Source organism: Rhizorhabdus sp. (genome assembly GCF_018006725.1).
In the GTDB taxonomy this organism is placed as follows: Bacteria; Pseudomonadota; Alphaproteobacteria; order Sphingomonadales; family Sphingomonadaceae; genus Rhizorhabdus.
The window spans coordinates 1-6,457 of sequence record NZ_JAGMXV010000245.1 but is presented as its reverse complement, the minus strand read 5'-3'; the positions used below and the strand labels follow the sequence as shown (position 1 = coordinate 6,457).

The 6,457-nt window shown below is 65.5% G+C and carries 9 protein-coding genes; 3 read left to right on the top strand and 6 right to left on the bottom strand.

Going from position 1 to position 6,457, the window contains the following annotated elements; all coding sequences use genetic code 11:
- On the top strand, positions 1-747 hold a 747-nt coding region (locus tag KAY22_RS22705), incomplete at its 5' end, for a heterodisulfide reductase-related iron-sulfur binding cluster (RefSeq protein WP_296625457.1).
- Positions 748-753: 6 nt separating this feature from the next.
- Here the strand turns inward: KAY22_RS22705 and KAY22_RS22700 are convergent.
- The 3 genes from KAY22_RS22700 to KAY22_RS22690 are packed head-to-tail and all read right to left on the bottom strand — an operon-like array spanning position 754 to position 2,929.
- A complete protein-coding gene (locus tag KAY22_RS22700) occupies positions 754-1,620 on the bottom strand; it encodes an alpha/beta hydrolase (protein ID WP_296625456.1) in 867 nt (288 codons plus the stop codon).
- Positions 1,621-1,651: 31 nt separating this feature from the next.
- Positions 1,652-2,476 (bottom strand): adenylyl-sulfate kinase, encoded by an 825-nt coding sequence (locus tag KAY22_RS22695; protein ID WP_296625455.1) that lies wholly within the window; start codon positions 2,474-2,476, stop codon positions 1,652-1,654.
- A 54-nt stretch (positions 2,477-2,530) separates the two neighbouring features.
- Complete coding sequence (locus KAY22_RS22690) at positions 2,531-2,929, bottom strand: PRC-barrel domain-containing protein (protein ID WP_296625454.1); 399 nt, start codon at positions 2,927-2,929, stop codon at positions 2,531-2,533.
- Between the two features lie 296 nt (positions 2,930-3,225).
- On the opposite strand from KAY22_RS22690, the gene KAY22_RS22685 reads away from it, so the two are divergent.
- A complete protein-coding gene (locus KAY22_RS22685) occupies positions 3,226-3,753 on the top strand; it encodes a hypothetical protein (protein WP_296625453.1) in 528 nt (175 codons plus the stop codon).
- An 80-nt stretch (positions 3,754-3,833) separates the two neighbouring features.
- Positions 3,834-5,021, top strand: coding sequence for a serine hydrolase (locus tag KAY22_RS22680; RefSeq protein ID WP_296625452.1), 1,188 nt, complete (start codon positions 3,834-3,836; stop codon positions 5,019-5,021).
- A 28-nt stretch (positions 5,022-5,049) separates the two neighbouring features.
- Here the strand turns inward: KAY22_RS22680 and KAY22_RS22675 are convergent, their stop codons facing one another.
- From KAY22_RS22675 to KAY22_RS22665, 3 genes are all read right to left on the bottom strand, one after another.
- Positions 5,050-5,727, bottom strand: a complete 678-nt coding sequence (locus tag KAY22_RS22675) for a cytochrome b/b6 domain-containing protein (protein ID WP_296625451.1) — start codon at positions 5,725-5,727, stop codon at positions 5,050-5,052.
- 19 nt (positions 5,728-5,746) lie between these two features.
- Entirely contained in the window at positions 5,747-6,067 is a 321-nt protein-coding gene (locus KAY22_RS22670; RefSeq protein WP_296625450.1) for a cytochrome c, read from the bottom strand.
- A gap of 74 nt (positions 6,068-6,141) precedes the next feature.
- Positions 6,142-6,457 (bottom strand): integrase core domain-containing protein (locus tag KAY22_RS22665; RefSeq protein ID WP_296625449.1); only part of this gene is annotated, 316 nt, incomplete at its 5' end.

Genomic DNA, 6,457 nt, shown 5'->3' with positions numbered 1-6,457 from the left:
CTGCAGGGCTGCGCCGAACCGCTGCTCCGGCCACAAATCCGTGCCGCGACGCTGCGCCTGCTCGCGCGGATCGGCTACCAGGTCGTCTCTGCGCCGGGCGAAGTCTGCTGCGGCGCGCTCGTCCATCATATGGGCAAGGAAGCGGCCGCGCTGGAGGCGGCGCGGCGCAATGTCGATGCCTGGTCGCGCCTGATCGAGGCGGACGGGCTCGATGCCATCCTGATCACGGCATCGGGCTGCGGTACCACGATCAAGGACTATGGCTTCATGCTGCGGCAGGACCCCGCCTATGCCGATCGGGCCGCGAGGATCTCCGCCCTCGCCCGCGATATCAGCGAGTTCCTGGCGCCGCTCGACCTGCCCCCGCCTAAGCGGTCGGGCGTTACCGTGGCCTATCATGGCGCCTGTTCGCTCCAGCACGGCCAGAAGCTCCCCGACGTCCCGCGCAAGCTGCTCGCAGCGGCGGGCTATCGGGTGGTGACGCCGGCCGAAGCACATCTCTGCTGCGGATCGGCCGGAACCTATAACATCCTGCAACCCGAGCTGGCGGGCCGCCTCGGCGATCGCAAGGTCGCCAATCTCGACAGGCTCGATGCCGATCTGGTCGCGACCGGCAATATCGGTTGCGCGGTCCAGATCGGGATGCGCAGTGCTCGACCGGTCGTGCATGTGGTCCAGCTGATCGACTGGGCGACAGGAGGACCTAAGCCGGAGGAGCTGGCCGATCTGCAGGTTGCCGAGGGTTGAGGCCCCTCAGCGTTCTGCCACTGGCATGATCCGGTCGAGGAAGGCGATCAGTCCCGCGCTGAAACTGTCGTTGCGATCGCCCGCGATCATGTGGCCCGCGCCGGCGACATCATAGACCTCGGTCTGCGGCACCAGCCGCTGCATCTCCGCCACGCCCTCCTCATCGACGATGTCGCTCTTGCCGCCGCGCACGAGCAGGACCGGCAAGGTCACATTGTCGGCGACCGAGCGCAGCGCTTCGGCAAAGCGCGGCGGCTCGGGGCGTGCGCTCGGCCTCAGCATCTTGGGATCCCAATGCCAGTAGAGGCGGCCATCCGGCCCCTCGCGCAGATTCTTGCGCAGGCCGCTGATATCCTTGGGGCGCGGCCGTTCGGGATAATAGGCCGACACCGCATCGGCCGCCTCTTCGACCGAAGCGAAGCCATCGAGATGCGCGTTCATGAAGGCCGCGATACGGTGGGCACCTTCGGCTGCCGGACGCAAGGTGATGTCGACCATGACCAGCGCGTCGGCAATCGGCTCCGGGCTGCTGCCGACCGCGTAGAAGGCGGTCATCCCGCCCATCGACGCACCGACGAGGGCGACCGGACGCCCCACCCCGCGCAGCACCGCCCGCAGATCATTCGCCAGGTCGGTGACATGATAGGCCGCATCGGGCGACCAGCCACTCTCGCCATGGCCGCGCGCGTCATAGTTCACGACATGATAGCCGCGCGCGATCAGCTGCTCCATCGTACCGGACCAGCTGTGCCGCGTCTGGCCGCCGCCGTGCAGCATGACCACCGTCGGCGCACCCACTGGCCCGCCGACCTCCCCTGCAAGGATCAGTCCGTCATCGCTTTTCACGCGCAGGGGTTTTGTCGCATCGGTCATCCGTCCGACCTTTCACGCGATCCCGGCCAAATCAATGTGATAATCGAAGCCGGCGCCGTCTTTGCGGATCGAGCAGGATGGTCAGGTCCGCACGGGCGGGCATGTCGGCCAGCATATGCTCGGTGATACGCTGATAAAATTGGACGAAGCGATCGATCGCGGCCTCATCCATAGTCCCTTCCGTGGATGTGCCGGCCGCCGAAAGCCTTTGTCGCAGGTCCTCCTCCTGCTCGCGCCGCCATCCCGCCACGACGTCGAAGGACGGCGCGGCGAGGAAGATTTGCCAGTCGATGCGCGCGAACAGGCCGGCATAGTCCGTAGCAAGTCGCTGGTTGACCCAGCGACGCCAGACCCCGCCCGCGTCCCGCTGCCGTTCGAGCGCGTTAACCGGTTCGTCGAGTTCGGCGTCGTCCTGGGGCGCGGCACCCACGCACCAGCCTTCGAACAGCAGGATATCGACCGGCCCCTCGACGCGAGTCCACTGCTCGACCGGCAGGCGATCATCCCTCTCCTTGGCGAAGCGCGGCAGGTCGACGATTTCCGACCGACCGCACGCATCGATCACCGCGTGGCCGAGCGCCACGTCATGCGTTCCAGGGACGCCGCGCACTGCGAGCAGCGGATGGACCTCCCGCGCCAGCCGCTCGCGCTCCACGCGCCGCAGGTAAATATCGTCGATCGACAGCGTCGCCACCCTTAGCCCCCGCGAGCGAAGTTGCACCTCGATCTCGTGCGCCAGCGTCGATTTCCCGCTGCCTTGCGACCCGGCGATCCCGACCACGAATGGCAGTCGTTTTCGCCCTTCGCTCGCCGCGCAGAGCGCATCGACGATATGTGCGGTCCCGATCTCCGTCATTCGACCGCCATAGCGCGCCGGACCATCGCCCTCCACTCAGCTGGCAAGCATCGCTCAGATATAGGGCAGCGGACCGTAAGGGCCGTAATATTCGAAGATGCGCTGGTCATATTGGGTGACGCTGGCGCCGCCGAGATCGACCAGTTCCTCGCGGCTATAATAGGGCGCGCCTTCCAGCACTGATCGGTCGAGCGATACCACATAGCCGTCCTGCGCAGGATCATAGTCGAGCAGCGACCAGGGAATGGGATGGAATTTCTCGCCAATCCCGAGAAAACCGCCGAAGGACATGATCGCATAGGCGATACGCCCCGTCTTCCGTTCGATCGACAGGTCGTCGACATGGCCGATCCGTTCGCCCTCTCGGTCAAAAACCGGTGTGCCGTTGACGCGGCTGGCGAGGATCAGGCTGTGCCCCGCTTCGCCGCGCGGCTCGTCAAAGCTGTCGTTCATCGTCTCTCTCCCATCCTTTTCCGCGAGGCCAGGCCTCTCCATGGTCAACGGGACCTGCCGCCAATCGTTCCACCTGCGAAAAGCCGTGCGCCGGCACAGGCTGTTTCAAAACTGTTTTCGCGCTCTTCCCGGCCGCCGCCATTTGCTCCGCACGTCATTCGGAATTATGGTTAAGACTGTTGTTCAGGGGGCGTAGTGTGATTGCGATGCTTATGTGCGGCGGGAGCATGCTCCTCGCCATTGCGATAATGATATCTTCCTTCCATTTCGGACGACCCGGCCGGCCGATCGCAGCGATGGCGGCTCTCATCGCGCTGATCGTCCTGGCGCTGGCGTTCCGGATCACCGAATTCGTCGAGGCCAGTAACGCCGTGCGCGACGACAGCCGCCAGCTCGCAGCAACCGCGCGGTCGGTTGAGACGGATCTTCGCCGCCTCGCACTGGCGGAGGGTGTGCCGGCAACCGGCAATGCCCAGCAACTGCTCGTACAGCTTCTCGCGCGCCGCGCGGAACGCGAGCTGGCAGCCCAGAATGCGGTAGCGGGATCAGAGGCGCCTGCCTCAGGCGATGTCCTCCGGCCATCGCAGCTATCGAGAACGGACGTGCTGGAGCGCCTCGGCCGCATCTATCTTGCCAAGTCGACCGGTAGCGATATCGGTGGAGCGACCGCGCCCGCTGCCTGGGTCAACGAGCAGTTGGAAGCCTATGGTTTCGACTGGCGGGTCAAGGATGGCGGCAACGGCAAATATCAGGTCATCGCCGCACCGCCACCAGCGGAAGCGCTGATTGCGCCCAACGCCCCATCCGCCCGCATCGGCCTCTGAAAGGGCTTGCCCCGGCCGTTCAGCAATGGCTAATTTCCCTCTGCCATCATGGCGTTACCGGAAGAGGAGACGGAACGAGGGTGAACGGCACGGCTGAACGGCCTTTCCTGTGGCGCCTGGCCGGAGCATGTCTCGGCCCCCTTCCCCTCATCCTCGCGTCCTGCAGCCCCTCGGCAAACGACGATCAAAACCGGGGTGGCTCCCAGGTTCGCCGTCCGATCTTGGCCGAACGCAATGCCGGTCCCCGCCCGTCAGGGCCGATCGTCGTTACCCTCGCCCCCATTCCGCCCAGCGCCGCAAGCGGGCTTGACCGGACGATCGCCCGACTAGGCCGACATTTCGACGGCGATGTCGGCATTGCGGTCCGCGACGTGCAGACAGGCTGGACGTCGGATCATCGCGGGCTCGAGCTGTTCCCGCAGCAGAGCGTATCCAAATTGTGGGTGGCGCTGACCGCTTTCGACCAGGTGGATCGCGGCACGATGTCGCTCGATCGTGAGCTCAGCCTGACGAGAGCCGACCTCACCTTGTTCCACCAGCCCGTCCGTGCGCTCGCGCTACGGCCCGGCGGGTACCGTACAGACGCCCGAGACCTCGTCGTGCGCGCGCTGACGCAGAGCGACAACAGCGCCAACGACCGGATCCTCCGCGAAGTCGGCGGCCCCGCCAGCATTCGCGCGACGCTGGCGACCAAGGCGATTTCGGGCGTCCGTTTCGGCCCGGGCGAGCGCGCGCTGCAAGCGAAGATCGCGGGTCTCGACTGGAAAGCCGATTACGCGGTCGGCAACCGCTTCTACGAAGCCCGCGACGCGCTGCCCCGAACGGCGCGGCGCACGGCCTTCGACGCGTACACCGCCGACCCGATGGACGGCGCTTCCCCGCTTGGCATCGTCGACGCCCTGTCGAGGCTCAAGCAGGGGCGCCTGCTCTCGCAGCGCTCGACCGACGAGATGCTCGACATCATGAGCCACACGCGCACGGGCGCCAACCGGCTCAAGGGCGGGCTGAAACCCGGCTGGACGCTGGCACACAAGACTGGCACCGGGCAAATATTGGAAGGCGAGCAGGCCGGATACAACGACGTCGGAATCCTCACCTCGCCCGAGGGTCGCTCCTATGCCTTGGCGGTCATGATCGGCCGCACCGACCGCCCTCTCGTCCAGAGGATGGCGTTGATGCAAAAGGTCGTCGCGGCGACGATCGACTATGACAGGGCGCTGACGCGCCAGCGCGAAGAGGCCCCGCCGCCGCAAGCGAATGAAAGCTGACGCCAACGGCCCTAACCCGTGACGCGTCCTACAGCCCACCCGCGCCGAGAAAGCGAAAACCCTTCGATACCGCCCATACCAGGAACACGATCACCGCCAGGCCGATTGCCGCTCGCACCGGTGACCAGCGCACATCATCGACATCTTCGCCCGCTTCACGCTCGCGTCGCCCCGTGATCATCGGGAGGAGAAGGTCTCGCCCGACGAGGCACTGGTAGAACAATATCGCGCTGATATGGAGGCCGATAAGCGCCAGGGCCGCCTTGAACGCGGTCTCGTGAATCTCGGCAGCCGCGCGTCCGCCGTCGAAGTTCAGATATTCGGCAAGCGGCCCCGATTCCAGCCCGTCCACATCGACCGAGAACAGCCCCGCCGTCACCAGCGTCAGCAGCACGAGCAACAGCGCCGCCACGCTCCACCCGCCCAGTGGATTATGCCCGTCGGTCGCCTGCTCGTCCGCCGCCTTCCGCAAATAGGCCAGCACGGTGCCAGGCCCCTTGATGAATTGAGCGAAGCGCGCCGTTCGGGATCCGGCGAGCCCCCAGAACAGTCGGAACAGCAGCAGCGCCAGCACCGCAAGGCCCGAAGTGCGATGCCACTCCATCTCGTGATTTTCACCGCTCCACCACGAAAAGGCGAACAGGCCGATCAGTGACCAGTGAAACAGCCGTACAGGCGCGTCCCAGACGCGGACTTTTTCCGTCACCACGACGCTCCCTGCCTGCTCAGTCGTCGGCGCGGAACTGCTTGTGGCAGGCGCCACAGGTGCTGCCGACGGCCTTGAACTGCGCGGCAATCGCTCCGGCATTGCCGGCGCCGGTTACCGCCACCAGCTTGTCCGCCTCTGCGATCAGCTTCCTGGCATGCCCGTCGAACGTGGCACGGTCGGTCCAGATCGCCGGCAGGGCGTCGGTCTTCACGCCAGCGCCGGGGCCGGTCCCCTTGGGGAACATCGGCACTTGCGCGCGGGCGACCGCAGCGATCGTCTTTGCGGCACCTGCCATCTTTGCCTTGTCTGCGCCGCCTGCCAGCTCGTCCTTGATCACTGTCCGTCGTCAGAACATTTGGCACAACTCGCGGCGTAAATTAGCGGAGTGCGGGCCTCGTCCTGGGGTTGATATTAAGCGGCGATCTTGCGGTGGAGCAAGCGGCGATGTTCGATGGTCTTCCGTTTGATCCTTTCGCGCTGTTTGATGATGGCATCGGCCCTGCCGAAGTAGGCGTCGGCGGGCGTCACGTTGTTCAGGCTCTCGTGGTAACGTCGGTGGTTATAATGCTCGACGAAGGCTTCGATCTGGGCCTCAAGGTCACCGGGCAGGAAGTAATTTTCGAGCAGGATGCGATTCTTGAGGGTCTGATGCCAGCGCTCGATCTTGCCCTGGGTCTGGGGATGCATCGGAGCGCCGCGCACATGGCTCATTTTCCGGGCCTCGATA

Excerpts from the sequence above, each read along its gene's own strand:
- KAY22_RS22690 (WP_296625454.1), bottom strand. The coding sequence starts at position 2,929 with ATGAACGACAGCTTTGACGAGCCGCGCGGCGAAGCGGGGCACAGCCTG.
- KAY22_RS22695 (WP_296625455.1), bottom strand. The coding sequence starts at position 2,476 with ATGACGGAGATCGGGACCGCACATATCGTCGATGCGCTCTGCGCGGCG.
- KAY22_RS22685 (WP_296625453.1), top strand. The coding sequence starts at position 3,226 with ATGGCGGCTCTCATCGCGCTGATCGTCCTGGCGCTGGCGTTCCGGATC.
- KAY22_RS22700 (WP_296625456.1), bottom strand. The coding sequence starts at position 1,620 with ATGACCGATGCGACAAAACCCCTGCGCGTGAAAAGCGATGACGGACTG.